The sequence below is a fragment of the Saccharopolyspora ipomoeae genome, from assembly GCF_029952525.1.
Lineage (GTDB): Bacteria > Actinomycetota > Actinomycetes > Mycobacteriales > Pseudonocardiaceae > Saccharopolyspora > Saccharopolyspora ipomoeae.
This window is the reverse complement of sequence record NZ_JASAOF010000008.1, coordinates 1-18,052: the sequence shown is the minus strand read 5'-3', so window position 1 is coordinate 18,052 and position 18,052 is coordinate 1. Positions and strand designations below refer to the sequence as shown.

The window sequence follows — 18,052 nt, the reverse complement described above, 5'->3', positions numbered from 1 at the left end:
CTGCGACCCTAACCGGCCGAACGGAGGCTCAGCGCTTGAGCAGCGGCAGCAGGGCCTCGTTGAGCAGGCGGTCCACGAAACCGGTGTCCAGCGGTTCGTCGGCCAGCATCAGCCGGTAGATCAGGCCCGCACCGGCCAGCTCGCCGACGGTGTCGATCGGGGCGTTCGGGCTGATCTCGCCGCGCTGCACGCCGCGCTCCATGATCCGCCGCAGCACGTCGCGCTGCGGCAGCAGGAACGACTCGCGGAACTTCACCGCGAGCTCCGGTTCGTGCGGCAGCTCGCCGACCAGGGCTTGGGCGGCCTTGCCGACCGGGCCGGTCAGCAGCGTGGCGAACGAGCGCAGGAACTCGCCGAGGTCGGCGGCCACCGACCCCAGGTCGGGTTCGGGGATGCGGCGCTGGACCAGCTCGTTGCAGGTGTCGATGACCAGGTCGAGCTTGGAGTCCCAGCGGCGGTAGATCGTGGCCTTGCCCGCGCGCGCGTGCGCGGCGACGGCGTCCATCGTCAGGGCCCGGTAGCCGACCTGGGCCAGCACCTCCATCGCGGCCTGGCGCAGCGCGGCGTCGCGGGAGGCGTCCCGCGGGCGTCCCCGGCCGGCGGGCGGCCTGCTCGGTTCGAGGCTGGCCACCGCTGCTTCCTCCTGGAGTGCACTACTGGTCGGCGCGTTCACGGAAGCCATCCTAAGGTCCCGGCGCGTTCATCCCCTGTGCACGTGATCGGTGGGTCGCGAAGAGTCACCGAGCGGTGGCTCCGCGCCCGCTGCCGAGGACTACTGCGCGGGGGCGTTGGCGACGGCGGCGCGGGCCGCGCTGTCGGTGGCCTCGTCGGACAGGCCGTGCCGGGCCTGCAGGTAGGCGGTGGTGAAGGCGAACCCGTCGCCGTCGAGCAGGTGGATCACCACGCGACCGGCCTTGCCGGGCGAGAGCTGCTCGATGAGCTGGTCGGCCTGGTCCCGGGCGGCGATCAGGCCGGGCGCACGCGCGGTCTTCTTGTCGTCACCATCCGTGACGATGATCTGCCAGTCATCGCCCTGGGGTACGTAGTTCGCGGTGATATGACCGCCAGCCATGAATGCCTCCGCTCTCCACTTTGCTCGGGCGTTGGAGCTCTTGACCGGAAGACAATGCTAGGCGCACCGGCTCTCAACAGCGCCTCTCGGTCGCCCTGGCACTCTACGTGGCAGGGCGGCCCAGATCTTCAGGCCGGTCGACATCAAAGCCCTCCGATATGTCGTCGCACGACACCATCGTCACCGTGCGTTTCCGGAGGTAGTCGCGAGCGCCCGCATCACCCGTCGCAGAGGCGGCTGCACCGGTCCAGTGCTCGCGTCCCAGCAACACGGGGTGACTGCGCCGCCCGTCGTGCGAGGCGGCCGCGAGGACGTCGGGAGCGGTCAGCGCCGCGACCCGGCGGACGGCCTCCGGGCCGATGCCGGGCATGTCGACCGGCAGGATCAGCGCGGCAGGCGCGTCGGAATCCCGCAACGCCTCCAGCCCGGTCCGCAGCGACGACCCCATGCCCGTCGACCACTCCGGGTTGTAGGCGGTGGTGACCCCGGCGAGCTCGGCCCGCTCCCGGACCTCCTCGGCAGCGGCCCCCAGCACCACGACCACCGGATCGCACCCGCCCTCGGCGAGCACCCGCGCGGCCCGGTCGACCAACAACGATCCCTGGTGCTCGACCAGGGCCTTCGGCATCCCGAACCGCCGTCCCGCCCCTGCGGCGAGCACGATCCCAGCTGGCGACATCACGCCCCCGACGGTAGTACCCGCGTCGAAAACCCCGGTTCTCGCGGCACGAGGACCGGGGTTTCCGACGCGGGGAGGGATCAGACCCCGGTGAGGCCGGAGACGAGGAAGTAGACGGCGAAGACGACGGCGAGGGAGCCGACGAGCCAGCCGATCTCGCGGACCTTGCCCCGGGCGAGCTTGATGACCGCGAAGGCGATGAGACCTGCGCCGATGCCGTTGGTGATCATGTAGGTGTAGGGGATGACCGCCAGGGTGAGGAACGCCGGGATGATGTAGTCCGGGTCGTTCCAGGGGATGAGCCTGACCTGCGACATCATCAGGCCGCCGACGATCACCAGGGCCGGGGCGGCGGCCTGGGCCGGGACGATCGAGGCCAGCGGCGTGATCAGCAGCGTCACGCAGAACAGCAGACCGGTGACCACGCTGGCCAGGCCGGTGCGGGCGCCTTCGGCGACGCCCGCGGCCGACTCCAGGAACACCGTGTTCGGGGCGGCGCCGGTGAACCCGCCCGCCGCGGCGGCCACGCCGTCGACGGCCAGGATGCGGCCCATGCCCTGCACCTTGCCGTCCTGGGCGAGCCCGGCCTGCGAGGAGACGCTGGTGATCGTGCCCATCGCGTCGAAGAACCCGGACAGCACCAGCGTGAACAGGAACACCGTCGCCGCCACACCACCGGCCGCGGCGAACCCGCCGAACAGGTCCACCTGGCCGAACAGCCCGAAGTCGGGGGTGCCGACCAGGTTCGCGGGCAGCTCGGGAACCACGGTTCCCCACTCGTCCGGCGCCACGTCCAGCGCGGCGTTGGCGATGAGCGCCAGCACGGTCCCGGTCACGATGCCCAGCAGGATGGCCCCGGGCGTGCGGCGGGCCATCAGCCCGATCATCACCAGCAGCGTCACGCAGAACACCACGATGGGGATTCCGGCCAGGTGCCCGTCGGTGCCCATCTGCACCGGCACCGTCGTCTCCTGCGAGTCCGGCACCCGCGTCACGAACCCGGCGCTGACCAGGCCGATCAGCGCGATGTAGAGGCCGATGCCGACGGTGAGCGCGATCTTGAGCGGCTCCGGGATGGCGTTCATGATCTTCTCGCGGACGCCGCTGACCGCCAGCGCCACGATCACCACGCCTTCGAGGACCACGAGCCCGAACGCCTCGGCCCAGGTCATGGTGGGGGCGATGGTGAACGCCACGACCGCGTTCACGCCCAGACCGGTCGCCAGCGCCAGCGGGGCGTTGCCGACCAGGCCCATCACGATGGTCATCACGCCCGCCGTGGCGGCGGTGGCGGTGGTGAGCTGCTCGGGGGAGAGCTTCGCCCCGGTCGCGTCGGTCCCGGAACCGAGGATCAGCGGGTTGAGCATCACGATGTAGGCCATCGCGACGAAGGTGGTCAGGCCGCCGCGCAGCTCGCGGCTGAAGGTGGAACCGCGCTCGGTTATCCGGAACACGCGGTCCAGACCGCTGTCGGGTCTGGTGGTCACTTGCTGGGTCATTGCGTCCTCCCATGCCGGTGGGCGCCCCCGGGACGTCGGTTTTCCGGGCAGGGTTGAGCCCGGCGAGAATTCGCCGAAAGCCAGGTGCGGGGCGTTTGGTGACGGAACCGCTGGTCAGCGGCTCGTTTCAGGTGGCGACCCGGTCATCGCCGTGGATTGCGCGGGTTGTGCGCTCGTTCTTCAGTAATCGACGCGGTCGGTCTTGTTCTTCCAGGCGTCGAAGGCGTCGTTTCGGTTGTGGATGTCGATCCGCACGACCGCGGTCGGGTTCTGGGCGGGGTCGACCATCGCGTCGTAGAAGGCGCGGTCGTCGAAGCCCGCGGCCGCCGCGTCGTCGCGGTCGGCGGCGAACAGGACCCGGTCGACCCGGGCCCACATCGCCGAGGCCAGGCACATCGGGCACGGCTCGCACGAGGTCACCAGCACGCAGCCCGCGAGCGAGAACGTGCCCAGCTCCCGGCAGGCGTTGCGGATCGCGACGACCTCGGCGTGCGCGGTCGGATCCAGGTCGGGGGTGACGCGGTTGGCGCCGGTGGCCACGACCTCGCCGTCGCGGACGATCACCGCGCCGAACGGGCCGCCGCCGGTGTGCACGTTGGCGGTGGCCAGCTCGATCGCGCGGGCCATCCAGGACTGCTCCTGCTGGGTTGCCACGTCGACGGACATCGTTTCACTCCAATGGTTTTCGGTGCCGCTCAGATGATGTGCCCGGGAGCGACCGGGGTGTGGGTGAGGAACTTGCCGGTGGCGGCGCGGATGGCCGCGACGACCGCCGGCGTGGTGGAGATCGTCGGCGGTTCGCCGACACCGCGAACCCCGTAGGGCGCGTTGTCGTCGGCGCGCTCGACGACGTCGATCTCCATCGGGGGCATGTCGAGGATCGTCGGGATCAGGTAGTCGGTGAAGGAGGGGTTGCGGATCTTCCCGTCGCGGACCTGGATCTCCTCCATCACCGCCAGCCCGAGCCCCTGCGCCGAACCGCCCTGGATCTGGCCGAGCACGGCCTCCGGGTTGACGGCCTTGCCGACGTCCTGCGCGCAGGCCAGCTGCACGACCTTGACCAGCCCCAGCTCGGTGTCGACGTCGACGACGGCGCGGTGCGCGGAGAAGGCGTGCTGCACCTGCACCACGTCGCTGCGCCCGTCGGCGTCCATCGGGAAGGTCTGCCGGTGGTGGTACTCGCGGGTCTCCTCGATGACGTCGTCGCCCAGCACCTCGGCGAGGTCGGCGACCACGCCCTCGGCGGAAACGACCTTGCCGCCCTGCAGCGCCAGGCCCACCGTGGTCCCGAACCGCTCGGTGACCCGCGCGAACAGCGCCTCCCGCACCGCCTGGCACGCCTCCCGCACGGCACCACCGGTGACGTAGGTCTGGCGCGAGGCGGAACTGGAACCGGCCGGGCCGACGGAGGTGTCGTTGGGGTGGATGGTCACCCGCTCCACGCCCAGCTCGGTGCGCGCGATCTGCTGCTGCACGGTCACCAGGCCCTGGCCGACCTCGGCGGCGGCGGTGTGCACCATCGCGGCCGGTTCGCCGCCGATGAGCTGCAACCGCACCCGCGCCGTGGAGAAGTCGTCGGCGCCCTCGGAGTAGCAGATGTTCTTGATCGTCACCCCGTAGCCGATGCCGCGCACCACGCCTTCGCCGTGCGTCGTGTTGGACGCGCCGCCGGGCAGCTCGCGGATGTCGGTGGTGTCGCGCTCGGCGGGCATCGGCAGCGCGCGGACGCGTTCCAGCAGCTCGGCGACCGGAGCGGGGGAGTCCACCACCTGCCCGGTCGGGATGGTCTCGCCCTGGGAGATCGCGTTGCGCACGCGCAGCTCCACCGGGTCGATGCCGAGCTCGGCGGCGAGCTTGTCCATCTGCGACTCGTAGGCGAAGGTCGGCTGCACCGCGCCCAACCCGCGCATCGCACCGCACGGCGGGTTGTTGGTGTAGAGGCCCCAGCCGTCGATGCGGACGTTCGGCACCACGTACGGGCCGACGCCCAGCGTGGTCGCGTTGCCCACCACCACCGGCGTTTTCGACGCGTAGGCGCCGCCGTCGAAGTACTGGGCGGCCTTGACGTAGACGAGCTTCCCGTCGCGGGTCGCGCCGTGCTCGTAGTACATCTTCGCCGGGTGCCGGTGCACGTGGCCGTAGAACGACTCCTCGCGGCTGTAGTACATCTTCACCGGCTTGCCGACGTGCATCGCGAGCATGCACACGTGCACCTGGATCGACAGGTCCTCGCGGCCGCCGAACGCGCCGCCGACACCGGACATCGTCATCCGCACCTTCTCCGGCGGCAGCCCCAGCGCGCGGGCGGTCTGCTTGAGGTCGGAGTGCAGGTCCTGGGTGGCCAGGTAGAGGTCGACGCCGCCGTCCTCGGCGGGGATCGCCAGCCCCGACTCCGGGCCGAGGAACGCCTGGTCCTGCATGCCCACGGTGTAGACGCCGGAGACCACGACCTCGGCGGTCGCGTCCGGATCGCCCTTGACGATCCGCTGGTGGCGCACCACGTTGCCGTCCGGGTGGAGCTTCGGCAGGTCCTGGTCGTGCGCGGCCCGCTCGGCGTCGAGCACCGGTTCCAGCACCTCGTAGTCGACGACGATGCGCTCCAGCGCCCGACGCGCCGTCTCCGGGTGGTCGGCGGCCACCAGCGCCACCGCCTCGCCGACGTAGCGCACCACGTCGGAGGCCAGCACCGGCTGGTCGACGGTCTTGAGGCCGTAGATGTTGTCGCCCGGCACGTCCTCGGCGGTGAGCACGGTGTGCACGCCCGCCATCGCCATCGCCGGACCGATGTCGATCGAGCGGATCCGGGCGTGCGGGTGCGGGCTGCGCAGCGTCGCGCCCCACAGCATGTCCTCGGCCCACAGGTCCGAGGCGTAGGCGAACTCGCCGGTCACCTTCAGGCCCGCGTCGGGGCGCAGCGGGGACTCGCCGATGCCGCCGTCGATGGCGTCGTCGAGCCGCTGCGGGGTCCTCGTGGGTGCCTGAGCGCTCGGTCGATCGGTCCCGAGTCGATCGGTCCCAAGTCGATCGGTCCCAAGTCGATCGGTCATGGTCACGACACCTCCACCAGGCGCAGCCGGGCGCTCGCCCGGTCCAGCTCTTCGACGACGTTGTTCTGCTCGATGACTTCGATCCCGCCGCACAGCAGCGTTTCCACCTGCGGCAACCGGCCCAGCACCAGCGCGGCGACCGGGTCGGCGATGCCGGTGTGGTCGAGCCCGCCGAGCCGCCACACGGCGAGGTCGGCGAGCTTGCCCGGCTCCAGCGACCCGATCTCGTCCTCGCGGCCGAGGCAGCGCGCACCACCCCGGGTGGCCAGCCACAGCGCCTCGCGCACCGACAGCGCGCGGGGTCCGCCGTTCGCGCGGGCCAGCAGCAGCGCCTGGCGCATCTCCTCGCCCAGCCCGCCGGACTCGTTGGAGGCGACCCCGTCGACCCCCAGTCCGACGGGGGCACCGGCGTCCAGCAGCCCCCGCACCGGCGCGATCCCGGCGCCGAGCCTGCCGTTGGAGCTCGGGCAGTGCGCGGCACCGGTGCCCGTCGCGGACAACCTGCGGATCGCCGCGGAGGACAGGTGAACGGCGTGCGCGAGCCACACGTCCGGCCCCAGCCAGCCCACGTCCTCGGCGTACTCCACCGGCGTGCGGCCGAACTCGGCGCGGCACTGCTCCTCCTCGTCGGTGGTCTCGGCGAGGTGGGTGTGCAGTCGAACCCCGTTGCGGCGGGCCAGTTCCGCGGCTTCGCGCATCAGCTCGGTGCTCACCGAGAACGGCGAGCACGGCCCCACCGCGACCCGGACGCGGGCGCCCGGCGCGGGGTCGTGGAAGTCGTCGATGGCCCGCTGCGTCGCGGCCAGCGCCGCGTCCCGGTCCTCGACCACCGAGTCCGGTGGCAGACCGCCCTGGGAGCAGCCGCGGTCCATCGAGCCGCGCACGGCGTGCAGCCGCAGCCCGATCCGCTCGGCGGCGGTGACCACCGCCCCGAACACGTCACCGCCCTCGCGCGGGAACACGTAGTGGTGGTCGGCGGCGGTGGTGCAGCCCGAGCGGGCCAGCTGCGCGAGTCCGGCGGAGGCGGCGGCGTGGACGCTCTCGGCGTCCATCCGCGCCCACACCGGGTAGAGCTCGGTGAGCCACTCGAACAGCGTCGAGTCGGCGGCGTAGCCGCGCGTGGCCCACTGGTAGAGGTGGTGGTGGGTGTTGATCAGACCCGGGGTGACCAGGCAGCCGGTGGCGTCGATCCGGCGCACCGGGACGTCCTGCGGCGGAGCCGATCCCGGCCCCACCGAGACGATCCGGTCGCCCTCGACGACCACGTGGCCCTCGGCGTGCTCGGTCCCGGCGTCGTCGACCGCCACGACCGATCCGCCCTCGACGACGATCCGCTCAGCCATCGCTCCTCCGCGCGGCGGCGAGCCGGACCGCGTCCATGATCTTCTCGTAACCCGTGCAGCGGCACAGGTTCCCGGCCAGGGACTCGCGGATCTCGGCGTCCGAGGGCTGCGGGGTGCGCTCCAGCAGGTCGTGGGTCTGCACCAGCAGTCCCGGGGTGCAGAAACCGCACTGCACGGCGCCGGTCTCGACGAACGCCTGCTGGACCGGGTCCAGCTGCTCGTCGTCGGCGAGGCCCTCCACGGTCCGCACCTCGCGGCCCTCGGCCTGACCGGCCGCGACCAGGCAGGAGCAGGCGGGGACGCCGTCCAGGTAGACCGTGCACGACCCGCATTCGCCCTGCTCGCAGGCGTTCTTCGAGCCCGGCAGGCCGAGCCGCTCGCGCAGCACGTACAGCAGGGACTCGCCCTCCCAGACGTCGTCGGCCTCCTGCCGGCGCCCGTTGACGGTGAACTTCAGGCGCATTCCTGCCTCCCGGAACGGTGCTCGTGCCAGGCCCAGTTCAGGGTCCGGCGGGCCAGCACGCCCAAGGCGTGCCTGCGGTAGTCGGCGGTGCCGCGCACGTCGTCGATCGGGGACGCGGCCTGCGCGACGAGGTCGCCGAAGCGGCGGGCCACCGCGTCGTCCAGCGGCCCGTCCCAGTCGAGCTCGGCGGCCAGGAAGTCCTCGGCCTCCCGCGCCCGCAGCGGGGTGGGGCCGGCCGAGCCGATGCCGGTGCCGACGGTCCCGGCGGCGGGGTTCAGCGAGACGGCGAAGGTGCACACCGCGATGACCATCGCGTTGCGGGTGCCGACCTTGGAGAACTGCTGCGGGCCCGGCGCCGGCGCGATGCGGGTCGCCGCTATCAGCTCGTCGTCGGCGAGGGCGTTGCGCTTGGGGCCCGTGAAGAACTCGTGAGCGGGGATCACCCGCGATCCGCGCACGGACTCGACCTCGACGCCCGCCCCGGCCGCCAGCAGCGGTGGGTGGGCGTCTCCGGCAGGTGAGGCCGAGCCGAGGTTGCCCCCGACGGTGCCGCGGTTGCGGATCTGCGGGGACCCCACGGTCCGGCCGGCCATCGCCAGACCGGGTACTCGGGTGCCCAGCTCCTCGATGAGGCGTGCGTAGGGGACGCCCGCGCCGATGCGCAGCACGTCTCCGTCCGGCGCCCACTCGGCGAGCTCGGGCACGGTGGTGAGGTCGATGAGGACCTCGGGCCGGTGCCGGTCGAAGTTCAGCTCGACCATCACGTCGGTGCCGCCCGCGATCGGGACCGCGCCCGGATGCGCGGCCTTGGCCTCGAGCGCTTCCCGCCACGTGGCGGGGCGGAGGAATTCCACGACGTACTCCTTCTCGACCGGCGCCTGGTTCTGATCTGGCCTGCTCGGGGTGAGCCCGTCGCTCCCATGCGGCCCTCGTTGGTGATGTGGCCCAGTACACATTCGTCGAGCAGCCCCTGGCTAGCGGGCGAAACCCCGAAAAAGGTTCGCCCACGACCGCCCCCGGTTGTATGTTCCTACAAACCACGAAACCCGCCCGTCGTGCTCACCGCCCACCCCGAGCACGCGCACCCGCGCCACGTGTCGAGAACCGCCGCACTCGCGCGACGAAGATCGGGGTTTTCGACCGGTGGGGCGTGCCGGGCGGGTGAGGGACGGAGGGCGCGTGCGGCTCAGGGACCTGTTGGAGGACGACGAGCTCGGGTTGGTGCTGCTCAGCGACGCCGGGGGGTTGGAGCGGGTCGTCCGGGGCGTGTACATCACCGATCTGATCGATCCCCGGCGGTACCTGACCGGCGGCGAGCTGGTGCTGAGCGGGCTCGTGTGGCACTCCGGGCCGGAGGACTCCGATCGGTTCGTGCGGGCGCTGGTCGACGCAGGCGTCGCCGGGCTCGCGGCCGGGACGGCGCGCCTCGGGCACGCGCCGCCGGACCTGGTCGCGGCCTGCCGCGAGCACGGGTTGCCCGCGTTCGAGGTGCCGATCTCGGTGAGCTTCAACGCGCTGGCCGAGCGGATCCAGTGGCGCTCCGCGCCCCGCCGCGAGCTCATCTCCGCCGTCGCCGCGGGCGCAGACCTCGACCGGGTGCTGCGGATGGCCGCCGACGACCTCGGCGCCGACTGCTGGGTCCTGTCCGGCGCGGGATGGGTCGTCGGCGGCACCGCCGACCTGCCCGAGGAGACCCGCGCGGGCGCGCTCGCCGAGTTCGCCCGGGGCCGCCTGCCGCGCACCTGGCGCGCCGGCGACCCGCACGTGCTGTGGCCGGTCGAATCCGGCGCCGAACCCGCAGCCGCCCAGTGGTTCGCACTGGTCAGCGGCGACCTCGTCGAGTGGGACGAGCACCGCGAAGCCGTCGCCACCGACCTGGGCACCGTGATCTCCCTGGTGCGCGCCCGGGTCGACGAGGCCCGCCGCATCGCCGGCCGCTCCGTCGAAGCCGCCCTGCGCAGACTGCTGGAGGGCACCTCCTCACCCGCCGAGGTCGCCGCCCGCCTGGAGACCGCCGGGCTGCCCGCCGACGAGCCGCTGCGCGCGGTGACGCTCGGCGTCGGCGATCCCGGCGAGTCCACGACGCTGCTCCGCGAGATCGCCGCCGCCACCGGCATGGCCTCGGTCACCGCCCCGCTCGGCGACGGCGCCGCCGCGCTGTTCGTCGACGACCCCGACCACCTCGCAGACCTGGACCGGCAGCTCCGGCGCATCGTCGCCGAGACCGAAGCCGGGCTCGGCGAGCGGCGCCTCGCGATGGGCATCAGCGACACCACCGCCGCCACCGCCCTGCGCGGCGCCCTCGACGAGGCCGCCTACGCCCGCAGGCTCGCCGAGCAGCGGCGGGGCCGGGCCGAGGTCGCCGCCGCGGCCGAACTCGCCTCGCACGAGGTGCTGCTGGCCTCCGCACCCGACGAGCTGCGGCGCTCCTACCGGCAGCGGCTGCTCGCCGACGTGTTCGCCTACGACGCCGCGCACGGCTCCGAACTCGTCCGCACGCTGCGGGTGTTCCTGGACAACAACGGTTCCTGGTCGCGCTGCGCGCAACTGCTGCACGTGCACGTCAACACGCTGCGCTACCGCGTCCAGCGGGTGGAGGAGCTCACCGGACGCGATCTCTCCGACTTCGCCGTGCGCGTGGACTTCTACCTCGCGCTGCGCCTCGATCCGGACGCCTGATCGGTGCGCGTGCTCACAACTTCGCCGGCGGTTCGAAATCTGGCGGTGGGGGCGGTACCGTGCTTGGTCGCAGTTGCGGTCGCTGAGCGCCCAGAACAGCGCAGCGAGGACCCAGACGGAGGTAACGGGATTGACCGATCTGTCCGCCACCACCGGCGTGACGGACCGCCCTAGCGGCACCGCGCAGGAGCCCGGGCGGGGCAACGGGAATCCGGATCCGATCCGGCGGTTCCTCGATCAGCACGACCCCGAAACCCCTTGCCTGGTCATGGATCTGGCGCAGGTGCGGGACCGCTACCGGCAACTGCGCTCGGCCCTGCCGGACGCGCGGATCTGCTACGCGGTCAAGGCCAACCCCACACCCGAGATCGTCGGCGAGCTCATCGCCGAGGGCGCCTCGTTCGACGTGGCCAGCCCCGGTGAGATCGAGCTGTGCCTCGCCAAGGGCGCCGCACCCGAGTCGATCTCCTACGGCAACACCATCAAGAAGCGCCGCGACATCGCCCGCGCCTTCGAGCAGGGCGTGCGGCTGTTCGCCACCGACAGCGACGCCGACCTCACCAACATCGCCGAGGTCGCGCCGGGCGCGCAGGTGTTCTGCCGCGTCCTGGTCGACAACACCGGCTCGAAGACCCCGTTCGGCCGCAAGTTCGGCTGCACCCCGCAGCAGGCCGCGCACCTGCTGGTGCGCGCCGCCGAGCTGGGGCTGGACGCCTTCGGCGTGTCGTTCCACATCGGATCGCAGCAGCTCGACCCGGCCGCCTACCGGCACGGCATCGACGCCGCCGCGCAGGTCTTCGCCGACTGCGCCGAGCGCGGCGTGCGACCGCGCATGGTCAACCTCGGCGGCGGACTGCCCGCCGGGTACACCGAGACCGCGCCGCCGCTGGCCGACTACGTCACGGCCGTCGAGCAGGCGCTGGAGCGCGCCTTCGGCCCGGACCGGCCGGAGCTGCTCGTCGAACCCGGGCGCTTCCTGGTCGGCGACGCCGGAGTGCTGCGCAGCGAGGTCGTGCTGGTCACCGACTCCTGCGACGGGCAGCGGCGCTGGGTCTACCTCGACATCGGGCGCTACAACGGGCTCGCCGAGACCGAGGGCGAGGCCATCACCTACCGGCTGCGCACCTCGCGCGACGGCGACCCGGAAGGCCCGGTCGTGCTGGCCGGGCCCACCTGCGACGGTGACGACGTTCTCTACCAGCGGACCCGCTACGACCTGCCGCGCACGCTGCGCGGCGGTGACTGGGTCGATCTGCTGTCGGCGGGCGCGTACACCGCGAGCTATTCATCGGTGGGTTTCAACGGGTTCACCCCGCTGCCCACCTACTGCGTCGACGGCGATCAGCGGCCGTGATCTGCTGCGGGCGGCGAGGTCCGCTCGCAGGGGGACGAGAAGGAAGACGCGGCAAATCTGCGAAATGATGGGAGGTCGATAGATGTCCGTTGACACCGGAGCACAGGTCGGTCTGTTCACCGGCAGGCACGTCCTGGCCGAGCTCGAGGGCGTCGCGCCGGAACTGCTGGACGACGAGCAGTACCTGCGGGACGCGCTCAACGACGCCTTGAGCGCGTCGGACGCCACGGTGTGCCAGATGATCGCCAAGCGGTTCGACCCGCAGGGCGTCACGGTGTTGGCGCTGCTGTCGGAGTCCCACGCCTCGCTGCACACCTACCCGGAGGACGGCTCGATCTTCATCGACGTCTTCACCTGCGGGCACACCGCGAAGCCCGAACTCGCCGTGCAGCTGCTCGCCGAGGCGCTCAAACCGACGAGCCAGAACGTGCAGACCATCCAACGCGGCCACGACTACGCCGAACTGGTCTGCTGAAGCTCTGCGGTTCGACTCGTTCTGCGCAGCGCGGCGTCCTCGCCGCGAAGCCGCTCAGAACCTGCGGCGGTGCCAGTCGCTCAGGTGGGACAAGGAGAGAGCGGCTTCGCCGCTCGACGAGCGTTGGGCGGTGGGACCGGAGTCGTGGACGGTTTACTTTCGCGTGTCGGCGAGCCCGCCACGGGAGCCGGCGGGATGCTGGGCACACATCATTTGGGGAATTCAGGAGGAAGACCGTTGATCGAACTCGACGGGCACCGGTGGATCAAGGAGCCGATGGGCGCCGACCTGCAGCGCCTGTGGCGGGTGGATGACGTGCTCTGGGAGGGCGACACCCCCTACCAGCACGTGGTGATCGGGCGGACCGGTCAGGGCGTCTCGCTGTTCTGCGACGACGACCGGCAGAGCACCGAGTTCTCCCAGCTGGTCTACCACGAGGCCATGATGGTGCCGGCGTTCCTGATGGCCGCGCAGGTGGAGCGGGTGCTGATCATCGGGTCGAGCGAGGGCGTGGCCAGCCAGATGGCGGTGGCCGCCGGCGCGACCCGCGTCGACCACGTCGACATCGACGAGCTGTGCGTGCGCAAGTGCGCCGAGCTGCTGCCCTACGGCTACACGCCGGAGGAGCTGGCCGCGGCCGAGAAGGGCGAGGGACCGGTCACGATCCACTTCGCCGACGGCTGGAGCTTCCTGGACACCGCGCCGCCGGAGGGCTACGACATCGTCGTGGTGGACCTGCCGGACGAGCGCGCCGACGACGCCGACGGCCAGCACAACCGGCTCTACGGCCTGGAGTTCATCCAGCGCTGCCAGTCGGTGCTCTCGGCCGGGGGAGTGGTGGCGTTCCAGGGCGGCTGCCCGACGGTGTGGCGCAACGAGACGCTGATCCGCGCCTACAACCGGTTCCAGTCGGCGTTCGAGACGGTCGCCTACTTCGGTTCGGACGAGCACGAGTGGGCGTTCCTGTTCGGCCGCGTGGAGCCGATCGACGACCCGATCAACCTGATGCTCGAGGCGCTCCCGAACAGCGCCTACGAGCCGCGGACCATCGACGACGCCTCCCTCATCGGCGCCACGGTCCCCCCGCACGCGGTCCGCAACCAGAGCTGACGGGTCGACCACCCGCCTCCCGAGGGCGGCGTGGCGGCAGCGGAGACAGTTTTAGCCATAATTGACCGGACATTTCGGACATTGATCATGGACAGTTATGGCTAAAACTGTCGCCCACCCGGCCCGGGATCAGGGCGAGTCGAGGTACGGGTGGTACGGGCCCCCGTCGCGGGGCAGGAACCACTGGTCGAAGGCGAGACCGCGGTCGTGCAGCTCCGCCTCGACCTTGGCCGCCTGCTCGACGACCTCCGGCTCCGCATCGGCGGCCAGCGGGACGTCGATCTCGTAGAGCTCGTCGTACCGGGCCCCGGCGAAGGCCGCCGTCGCGAACGCCTCGAACACCGGCTCGCTGTCGTCCCAGGACATGAGCTCGGCGGCCTCCAGGACCACCCGCGCCTCGTTGATCACCAGCCGCAGCGCCAGCGCCTCGGCCACGCTGCGCGGCGGCATCCACGGCGCCTCGGTGAGCCGCACCGCCACCGCGGCCGAGGCCAGCACGAACGAGCGCGCGAAGAACGCGTCGTAGCGGTGGTCGTAGCAGGGCGGCAGCTCCTCCAGCACCAGCAGCCCGGCCGCGTCGGCGACCGTCGCGTTGTTGACCGCCAGCGCGAGCTCGTCGTAGAAGACCTCGTCCGTCACCACCCGCACGGCGTGCACCAGGGCACCGGCCGCCAGCGCGGCCCGTTCGCCCTCGACGCCGAACGCCTCGGCGGAGAACGCGCCCAGCCGGGGCGTGAGCTCGGTGAGCCTGCGCTTCCAGTGCTCGGCGTCCATCGCGGGTTCTTCGGAGGTCTCCAGGGCCTCCTCGATCGCCGCCTGCAGCGCCTCGTCGGTGTCGACCTCGTCGGCGGCGGCCAGCCGCTCGTTGAACTCGTCCTCGGTGATGCGCACGGCCGAGGACGCGACCGACCAGCCCAGCAGCAGCTCGGTCTCCGAGATGAGCTCGTCGAGCACCGACGCCGCGCCCTCCTCTGCGGCCTGCAGCGATGGCGCGTCCAGCGCCAGCAGCACGCTCACCCCGGTCTGGTGCACGGTGATCCGGTAGTCGAGGACGTCGATGTCGGACTCCTCCGGCCCGCTGACCCCTTCGACCATCGCGAGGTGGCGGTCCAGCACGGCCGCGACGCCCTCCTGCTGCAGCGGGTCCAGCTCCACCACCTCCGCAGGTGGTGCCAGCTCTGCCGTCACCGCGTAGTCCACCGCGTATCGCCCTCTCCTCGACTGCTGGTCGGCATGGTACGACGTCGCCCTGCGCGTGACCCGTCCAGCGGGCGGGGTGTCGGAGCCGGGCATGATGGCCCGGTGACGACGAGCGTGGTGGTCTTCGGCAGCTGCAACATGGATCTGGTGGCCTACGTGCCGGTCGCGCCCGGGCAGGGCGAGACGGTCACCGGCCGCGAGTTCCGCACGGTCCCCGGTGGCAAGGGCGCCAACCAGGCGATCGCCGCCGCCAAGGCGGGTGCGGACGTGCGCATGATCGGCGCGGTCGGGGAGGACGACTTCGGCGCCGAGATCCGGCGCACCTTCCGGGAATCCACTGTGGACATCCAAGGTCTGCGCACGGCACCGGGTCGCAGCGGGACCGCGCACATCGTGGTCGACGACGAGGGGAACAACTCGATCATCGCGATCCCCGCGGCCAACGGCACCGTCGACGGGCTCGCCGACGGCGACGAGGAGATCATCGCGGCCTCCGGCAGCCTGCTGCTGCAGCTGGAGATCCCGCAGTCCGGCGTGGCCGCCGCGGCCGCCGCGGGCAAGCGCCACGGCGTGCGGGTCGTGCTCACGCCCGCCCCCGCCGTCCCGCTGCCCGAGGACCTGCTGCGCGACGTGGACCTGCTGGTGCCCAACGAGCACGAGGCGGCCGTGCTGACCGGCCAGGAGGACCCCGAGCGCGCCCTGTCGGCGCTGCTGGAGCTGGTGCCCGAGGTCGTGATCACCCTCGGTTCCCGCGGATGCGTCTACGGCCACCGCGACGGCGTCCGCCACGAGGTGCCGGCGTTCCCGGTCCAGGCCGTGGACACCACGGCGGCGGGCGACACGTTCGTAGGCGTGCTCAGCACGGCGCTGGGCGAGGGTGCGGACGTCCCGGGGGCGTTGCGCCGCGCGGCGGCAGGGTCGGCACTGTCCGTGCAGCGCACCGGTGCGACCAGCGCTATGCCCGGTCGGGAGGAAATCAACCGCTTCTTGGCGAACCGGTAGTCGATGCATCCGATTGCCGTAGTCCGCTCCCGCCATTGCGCTGCAATTGGCGGGACATTAACGAGGCGGCCGGATATGTCCGTTGCCCAATCCGGCCGCCCGTCCCCGGGTGTTCACCCAGCGTTGTCGTAAGCCTCGACGATCTCAGCCGGAATGCGGCCTCGGTCGGAAACCTGCATGCCCTGTTCCCGCGCCCATTCCCGAATGGCCTGGTTGCGTTCGCGGTCCGCCTGGGTCGGAGCCCCGGCGGGCTTGCCCGGCTTGCCGCCAGACCGCTTGCGGCCACCGGTCTTACGGGCGTTGGCCACGAAAGAGGCCAGCGAGTCCCGCAGTTTCGCGGCGTTGTCGGCGGACAGGTCGATTTGGTAGTTCACCCCGTCCAGGGCGAACTCGACGGTGCTGTCGGCTGTGGTGCCGTCGACATCGTCGACCAGCTGCACGGTGACTTTCTGCGCCACGGTTAAACCTCGATTCCGGCTCGAATCCAGTCTCTGCGCGCACGTGCCCGCGCGACGAAGAGCGAGCGAACAATAAACGATGCTCGGAAGAATGTTCCACCCGGTATCCCAATTCGGCCGCCGCCTGGATTACCTTGGGTTCAAAACGACCGCGTTCGGTTACCGTCAGTTAGGCCGACGGGGCGAGAGCTGCTCCCAGGTGTCCGGAACACCGAGCGGTTTTCGGCCGATCGAACCGGGTGCACTATGGTCGAGTGCGAGACATCTGCCCACCGTCGTGCTACAACGTGGTCAGGACTAGCAGTAGTCTTACCTGGAAGTCGCGGATCGAGACGGGGCGCGTTCCCGAGACAGGTGATCATGGCCGAGCGGATTCAGGTCGATCTCGTCGATGACATCGACGGGTCGCCAGCCAAGCACACCGTCACCTTCGCGCTGGACGGCGTGACCTATGAAATCGATCTGAGCGAGAGCAACGCGCAAGCGCTCCGCTCACTGCTCGACCGCTACATCAAGGCATCCCGCGCGCCCAAACCCGCCGCCCCGCGCACCACCAAGCAGCAGGAGCGCGAAGAGGAGCAGGCGCGCCAGGCCAACAAGCAGTTGACCGAGCAGATTCGCGGCGCCGCGCAGCGCACTCGTGAGGCGCTGAAGAAGAACGAGAGCGCCGAGGAAGCGGTCGAGGCGCGGATCGAGGAATCCGAGCCGGAGCCGATTCCCGCCGGCGAGCCGGCCGCCGACAAGCAGGCTTCCGCCGACGGCCCCGCCGTCTCGCTGCCGCTGTTCTCCTCCGCCGTCGACTGAGAGCGCTTCAGCTCATCCGGCGGAAGTCCGATATCGGCGATGAGTGCGGTTGATCCGCGCCCGATGGCGGACGCGCCCGATTCCGGGCGCAAAAAACCGCACCGGCGCTGTGGTCCGGTGCGGTCGGGAGATCTCGGGGCGTCAGTCCGCCGCGCGGTGTCTCCGCGCGCGGGAGCGCGCGCCGCTCGCGCGGGATTCCTTCGCCGGTGCCGATTCCGCTCCCTCGGCGAGCCGGGATGCGAACTCCGGCGGGGCGCTCGGGCCCCAATCGCGGTCCTCCGGATCGGCCAGAGTGTTGCGCAGCTCGGTGTATATCGGAGTCGAGTCCACTGCTACCCCCGTTCTGACAAGTCGTCGGCAGGCTACCCGCGAAATCCAAGTACACCGGCTCCCGCGACCGACAACCACCCGAAGGTGGAGATCCCGCTGGGCCGGTCGGGGAGTGCCGGTGAACGGGGAAAAGGACCGGTTCGCAGGCCCTGACCTGGGGTTTCACCCTTAAAGGGGGGGTGGTGTTCAGGGGGTTTTCGGGTGTGCGTAAAGTATTCCATGTCAGCGTGACACGGACCGGGAAAACCGGGCCGGGCCTGAGGGGGCCCCGAGAACCTCGCTTAAACCTTCGGGTGGTAGCGTGTTCGGAGCCCGGTGAGAACGGGTAAGACCTTTTGATAATGTGAATACCGATTGAGCGGTTGTTTCGCTTGATGTTGCGGAGTGCGGGACTTGCTTGCAGGTCACGGAAAAGCAACGGCCGAGAATGAGACCCCCCGGTTTGACCGAGGAAATCAGGATGGTCTAAAGTGGGAAACACCGCGAGAGCGGGAATCACCGAGGAAATGACTCCCCGGACTTTGCGGCCCTGGAATG

The 18,052-nt window shown here is 71.1% G+C and carries 17 protein-coding genes; 6 read left to right on the top strand and 11 right to left on the bottom strand.

Annotated elements, in window-relative coordinates; genetic code table 11:
- Positions 1-28: 28 nt before the first annotated feature.
- The 9 genes from QFW96_RS14705 to QFW96_RS14665 form a co-directional block, all read right to left on the bottom strand.
- Positions 29-673, bottom strand: a complete 645-nt coding sequence (locus tag QFW96_RS14705; protein WP_281456202.1) for a TetR/AcrR family transcriptional regulator — start codon at positions 671-673, stop codon at positions 29-31.
- 99 nt (positions 674-772) lie between these two features.
- Entirely contained in the window at positions 773-1,072 is a 300-nt protein-coding gene (locus QFW96_RS14700; RefSeq protein WP_281456201.1) for a hypothetical protein, read from the bottom strand.
- Between the two features lie 103 nt (positions 1,073-1,175).
- The gene (locus tag QFW96_RS14695) at positions 1,176-1,751 is read right to left on the bottom strand and encodes a nucleotidyltransferase family protein (RefSeq protein WP_281456391.1); all 576 of its coding nucleotides are present in this window, start codon (positions 1,749-1,751) and stop codon (positions 1,176-1,178) included.
- 80 nt (positions 1,752-1,831) lie between these two features.
- Positions 1,832-3,250 carry an NCS2 family permease gene (locus tag QFW96_RS14690; RefSeq protein WP_281456200.1) on the bottom strand — a complete coding sequence of 473 codons (1,419 nt, stop codon included), beginning with the start codon at positions 3,248-3,250 and terminating at the stop codon, positions 1,832-1,834.
- Between the two features lie 180 nt (positions 3,251-3,430).
- Positions 3,431-3,916: a nucleoside deaminase gene (locus QFW96_RS14685; protein ID WP_281456199.1), complete on the bottom strand. Its 486-nt coding sequence runs from the start codon at positions 3,914-3,916 to the stop codon at positions 3,431-3,433.
- 29 nt (positions 3,917-3,945) lie between these two features.
- Complete coding sequence (gene pucD, locus QFW96_RS14680; protein ID WP_281456198.1) at positions 3,946-6,297, bottom strand: xanthine dehydrogenase subunit D; 2,352 nt, start codon at positions 6,295-6,297, stop codon at positions 3,946-3,948.
- Positions 6,298-6,299: 2 nt separating this feature from the next.
- A complete protein-coding gene (locus QFW96_RS14675) occupies positions 6,300-7,640 on the bottom strand; it encodes an 8-oxoguanine deaminase (protein WP_281456197.1) in 1,341 nt (446 codons plus the stop codon).
- Entirely contained in the window at positions 7,633-8,103 is a 471-nt protein-coding gene (locus QFW96_RS14670; protein ID WP_281456196.1) for a (2Fe-2S)-binding protein, read from the bottom strand. The genes QFW96_RS14675 and QFW96_RS14670 overlap by 8 nt, the downstream gene beginning before the upstream one ends.
- The gene (locus tag QFW96_RS14665; RefSeq protein ID WP_281456195.1) at positions 8,094-8,957 is read right to left on the bottom strand and encodes an FAD binding domain-containing protein; all 864 of its coding nucleotides are present in this window, start codon (positions 8,955-8,957) and stop codon (positions 8,094-8,096) included. Before QFW96_RS14665 ends, QFW96_RS14670 begins: the two co-directional genes overlap by 10 nt.
- A gap of 325 nt (positions 8,958-9,282) precedes the next feature.
- Between QFW96_RS14665 and QFW96_RS14660 the strand changes: the two genes are divergently transcribed.
- The 4 genes from QFW96_RS14660 (at position 9,283) to QFW96_RS14645 (ending at position 13,721) form a co-directional block, all read left to right on the top strand.
- The gene (locus QFW96_RS14660; RefSeq protein WP_281456194.1) at positions 9,283-10,782 is read left to right on the top strand and encodes a PucR family transcriptional regulator; all 1,500 of its coding nucleotides are present in this window, start codon (positions 9,283-9,285) and stop codon (positions 10,780-10,782) included.
- A 130-nt stretch (positions 10,783-10,912) separates the two neighbouring features.
- Entirely contained in the window at positions 10,913-12,136 is a 1,224-nt protein-coding gene (locus QFW96_RS14655) for a type III PLP-dependent enzyme (RefSeq protein ID WP_281456193.1), read from the top strand.
- 82 nt (positions 12,137-12,218) lie between these two features.
- A complete protein-coding gene (gene speD, locus QFW96_RS14650; RefSeq protein ID WP_281456192.1) occupies positions 12,219-12,611 on the top strand; it encodes an adenosylmethionine decarboxylase in 393 nt (130 codons plus the stop codon).
- A gap of 237 nt (positions 12,612-12,848) precedes the next feature.
- Entirely contained in the window at positions 12,849-13,721 is an 873-nt protein-coding gene (locus QFW96_RS14645) for a spermidine synthase (RefSeq protein ID WP_281456191.1), read from the top strand.
- 129 nt (positions 13,722-13,850) lie between these two features.
- On the opposite strand, the gene QFW96_RS14640 is transcribed toward QFW96_RS14645, so the two are convergent.
- Entirely contained in the window at positions 13,851-14,921 is a 1,071-nt protein-coding gene (locus tag QFW96_RS14640) for a hypothetical protein (RefSeq protein WP_281456190.1), read from the bottom strand.
- Between the two features lie 102 nt (positions 14,922-15,023).
- On the opposite strand from QFW96_RS14640, the gene rbsK reads away from it, so the two are divergent.
- Entirely contained in the window at positions 15,024-15,923 is a 900-nt protein-coding gene (gene rbsK, locus QFW96_RS14635; protein ID WP_281456189.1) for a ribokinase, read from the top strand.
- Positions 15,924-16,036: 113 nt separating this feature from the next.
- Here the strand turns inward: rbsK and QFW96_RS14630 are convergent, their stop codons facing one another.
- Positions 16,037-16,381 carry a histone-like nucleoid-structuring protein Lsr2 gene (locus QFW96_RS14630; protein ID WP_281456188.1) on the bottom strand — a complete coding sequence of 115 codons (345 nt, stop codon included), beginning with the start codon at positions 16,379-16,381 and terminating at the stop codon, positions 16,037-16,039.
- Between the two features lie 360 nt (positions 16,382-16,741).
- Here QFW96_RS14630 and QFW96_RS14625 point away from each other — a divergent pair, with 360 nt between their 5' ends.
- Positions 16,742-17,185 (top strand): histone-like nucleoid-structuring protein Lsr2, encoded by a 444-nt coding sequence (locus tag QFW96_RS14625; RefSeq protein ID WP_281456187.1) that lies wholly within the window; start codon positions 16,742-16,744, stop codon positions 17,183-17,185.
- Positions 17,186-18,052 lie beyond the last annotated feature (867 nt).

What these genes read in the sequence shown, in the direction of transcription:
- QFW96_RS14700 (WP_281456201.1), bottom strand. Translation starts at nt 1,072, where the DNA reads ATGGCTGGCGGTCATATCACCGCGAACTACGTACCCCAGGGCGATGAC.
- QFW96_RS14695 (WP_281456391.1), bottom strand. Translation starts at nt 1,751, where the DNA reads ATGTCGCCAGCTGGGATCGTGCTCGCCGCAGGGGCGGGACGGCGGTTC.
- QFW96_RS14690 (WP_281456200.1), bottom strand. Translation starts at nt 3,250, where the DNA reads ATGACCCAGCAAGTGACCACCAGACCCGACAGCGGTCTGGACCGCGTG.
- QFW96_RS14685 (WP_281456199.1), bottom strand. Translation starts at nt 3,916, where the DNA reads ATGTCCGTCGACGTGGCAACCCAGCAGGAGCAGTCCTGGATGGCCCGC.
- pucD (WP_281456198.1), bottom strand. Translation starts at nt 6,297, where the DNA reads ATGACCGATCGACTTGGGACCGATCGACTTGGGACCGATCGACTCGGG.
- QFW96_RS14675 (WP_281456197.1), bottom strand. Translation starts at nt 7,640, where the DNA reads ATGGCTGAGCGGATCGTCGTCGAGGGCGGATCGGTCGTGGCGGTCGAC.
- QFW96_RS14670 (WP_281456196.1), bottom strand. Translation starts at nt 8,103, where the DNA reads ATGCGCCTGAAGTTCACCGTCAACGGGCGCCGGCAGGAGGCCGACGAC.
- speD (WP_281456192.1), top strand. Translation starts at nt 12,219, where the DNA reads ATGTCCGTTGACACCGGAGCACAGGTCGGTCTGTTCACCGGCAGGCAC.
- QFW96_RS14625 (WP_281456187.1), top strand. Translation starts at nt 16,742, where the DNA reads ATGGCCGAGCGGATTCAGGTCGATCTCGTCGATGACATCGACGGGTCG.